The organism is Bacillus cereus group sp. BfR-BA-01355 (assembly GCF_022663675.1).
GTDB classification, from domain to species: Bacteria; Bacillota; Bacilli; order Bacillales; family Bacillaceae_G; genus Bacillus_A; species Bacillus_A thuringiensis_S.
Genome location: NZ_JAKUFY010000374.1, coordinates 1 through 297 on the forward strand (window position 1 = coordinate 1; position 297 = coordinate 297).

The window sequence follows — 297 nt, forward strand, 5'->3', positions numbered from 1 at the left end:
CAAAATACGTAAGTAAAAATGAACTAAATCTTTTTCCGAAAACAGAAAGTCAATTGCAAAATACGTATTATAAATTGAAAAAACGTGAAATACCGTTTGAAAATATTGAAAAACAAAAACCAGGACGAAAGCGAAAATATATACCAGTAAAAGAGAGAATCGTTGCAAGAAAACAAGAAAACGAGTACGAATTAAAAGAAGAAATCCAGCATAAAGAGGATGAAAAAAATCTTGTAACAGTTATATCTGGTATCGTTGATAACTTTGAAACAATTAATCAATGTAGTGAAAGGAAAG

At 28.6% G+C, this 297-nt stretch carries 1 protein-coding gene; it reads left to right on the forward strand.

The window, feature by feature from the left end; translation table 11 throughout:
• A partial coding sequence (locus MR167_RS32105; RefSeq protein WP_242316285.1) for a DNA-binding domain-containing protein occupies positions 1–297 on the forward strand: 297 nt, incomplete at both ends.